Genomic DNA, 2509 nt, shown 5'->3' on the forward strand with positions numbered 1-2509 from the left:
GGTGGTCTGGGGGTCGAGCAGCGACTGCCCGGAGGCGACCGTGCGGACCGCGCCGACCAGGTCGGAGCCGTGGATCTGCTTGAGCACGTAGCCGGCGGCTCCGGCCATGACCGCGTCGAACAGGGCGTCGTCGTCGGCGAAGGACGTCAGCATCAGGCACGCCAGCCCCGGCACCCGGGAGCGCACCTCGCGGCAGACGTCCACGCCGTTGCCGTCCGGCAGCCGTACGTCCAGCACCGCCACGTCCGGCACGAGCGCGGGAATGCGGGCGATGGCGGACTCGGCCGTCCCGGCCTCGCCGATCACCTCGATGTCGTCCTCGGAGTCCAGCAGGGCGGCGACACCACGACGGACGACCTCGTGGTCGTCGAGGAGGAAGACACGAATCATGCGTCGCACGCTACCGAAGCGACGGTGACGCCGGAAGGACGAAAGTCCCAGAACCGGACCGGCGAAGGTCCACCAGTGTGAGGCCCTACGACGCTGGGCGGGCCGCGATCTCCCGTGTGTCCTGGAAGGGCTACAGAGGAGGAAGCATGATTCTCGTTGGTGTGCGCCGCGCACTCAGCCCGCTCGCCGTCCTGGGGAGGACCAGATGAACCCCGGCGCGGACCTGGTGCGCGGCTATCTGGTCCGTATCGGCCGTACGCCGTTGCTGACCGCCGCCGAGGAGGTTTCGCTCGGCGAACGGATGGCAGCGGCCGCCCGCGCCGCCCGTCTCATCCGGCAGGGTGATCCGACGCCAGGGTTGCGGGACAACGTCGCGGCGGGCCGGGCCGCTCGCCGGCACCTGATCGAGGCGAACCTGCGGCTGGTGGTGTCGATCGCCAAACGGTACGCGCACCGCGGCATGTCACTGGCCGACGTGATCCAGGACGGCAACCTCGGGCTCATCGAGGCCGTCGAGCGCTTCGACCACACTCGGGGCAACCGGTTCTCCACGGTCGCCACCTGGTGGATCCGCAAGGCGATCCAGCGCGGCCTGGAACACGCGCCCACCGTACGGCTGCCCATCGCCGTGCAGGACGAGCTCGTCGAGGTCGCCCGAGCGCGGGCACGGGAGCTGCACCGGCTGGGACGCGTCCCGACCGAGCGGGAACTGGCCGAGGAACTGGGGCGGAAACCCGCGAGGCTCGCCTTCCTGCGGCAACTGCCAGGCCCCTGTGCCAGCCTCGACGCCGAGGCGGGCGAGGGACGGCACCGTCACACCCTCGGCGACCTGGTAGAGGACGACCGGAACCCGGCCACCGAGGAACTGGCCGAGCAGCGGGCGTTGAAGGTGGTGCTCGATCGCCTCGTGGACGGGCTCGCGCCACGCAATGCGCTGATCATGCGGCTGAGGTTCGGCATGGACGGGCACGATCCGCACACGCCCCGGCAGATCGCCGAGAAGCTGGGGCTGACTCCCCAGTGGGTTCGCCAGATCGAGAAGGAATCGCTCACCAGGCTGCGCGGCCACGGAAGATCGTATGGCCTGCGCGCTTGGTCGAGCTAGAGAGGGAGAGATCATGAACATCGACACCCGCCCCTCGGCCCGCTGGCTCCGGTGGTTGTATCGCGGAGGCCGGCCCGGCCGCCTGGCACGCGCCATGAACCGGTTCTCGGCTGTGCTGCACGCGAGCGGCCTGGTGCCCCGTTGGGTGACCTTGGACGTCCCCGGACGTCGTACGGGCCGGATCATCTCCTTCCCCCTGGTGCTCGCCGACCACGGAGGAGAGCGGTACCTGGTGGCGATGCTGGGCTCGCGTACCAACTGGGTGCTGAATCTGCGCGCGGCCGGTGGCCGGGCGGTGCTGCGGCACGGCCGGCGCGGGAGCGTCCGGCTCATCGAGGTCGAGCCCGCCGAACGCGCCCCGATCCTGCGCCGCTACCTGGCCCTCGCGCCGGGCGCGCGCCCGCACATCCCGGTGGAGCGGCACGCGCCGCTGGAGGACTTCGAGTCGATCGCGCCCCGGTTTCCGGTCTTCCGCATCACGGCCCCCTAAAAAAGCCTTCGGTCCTGCCCGGCGGCCGATGGGATCGCGGCCCTCGGCGTGGTGACCGCCGTCACTGGAGGTGCCAGGCGAGGGGAACCCCCAGGACGTCGTTCTCGCTCCAGGTGAGCGTCTCCTGGACGTCCACGACCCCCTCCGTCCGGGGGTCGAGCGAACGGCCGCGTCCGCGTCACCGCGCTTGAGCGTGTGCCCGGACAGAGTGACGATGCCGTCGTGCACCTCGACGAGGATGCTGTCGCGGTCGTTCCAGCGCGCGTGCGGCGAGATGCTCTTTCCGTTCCCATCGCACTGCTGTCCGCGTCGTCGTAGGGGCCGAAGCCCTTGGCCGGGCGTACTTCGGAGGGACCGAAGGTCCCTAACGGGCGCGGCAGGTGTGATCGTTCGCGCTAGGCAGCAGATCATCTGAATGCGAGACTGCTCGCGTGGAAGCTGAGCACAATCCGCTGATGCCGCAGATGCGGCTGGACGAGCTGCTGGCGGAGCTGCAGGTCCGGCTGACCGCCGTGCTGGCCACC

Annotated in this window: 3 protein-coding genes; 2 read left to right on the forward strand and 1 reads right to left on the reverse strand. The window is 70.5% G+C overall.

Annotated elements, in window-relative coordinates; translation table 11 throughout:
* A partial coding sequence (locus AB0C28_RS56125) for a response regulator transcription factor (RefSeq protein ID WP_358085759.1) occupies window positions 1-390 on the reverse strand: 390 nt, incomplete at its 3' end.
* 205 nt (window positions 391-595) lie between these two features.
* Here AB0C28_RS56125 and AB0C28_RS56130 point away from each other — a divergent pair.
* Together AB0C28_RS56130 and AB0C28_RS56135 are read left to right on the forward strand one after the other, a co-directional pair.
* Entirely contained in the window at window positions 596-1495 is a 900-nt protein-coding gene (locus tag AB0C28_RS56130; RefSeq protein ID WP_357863416.1) for a sigma-70 family RNA polymerase sigma factor, read from the forward strand.
* A gap of 13 nt (window positions 1496-1508) precedes the next feature.
* A complete protein-coding gene (locus tag AB0C28_RS56135; protein WP_358085762.1) occupies window positions 1509-1985 on the forward strand; it encodes a nitroreductase/quinone reductase family protein in 477 nt (158 codons plus the stop codon).
* Window positions 1986-2509: the final 524 nt, after the last annotated feature.

The sequence above is a fragment of the Nonomuraea sp. NPDC048892 genome, from assembly GCF_040649735.1.
Classification (GTDB): Bacteria; Actinomycetota; Actinomycetes; order Streptosporangiales; family Streptosporangiaceae; genus Nonomuraea; species Nonomuraea maheshkhaliensis.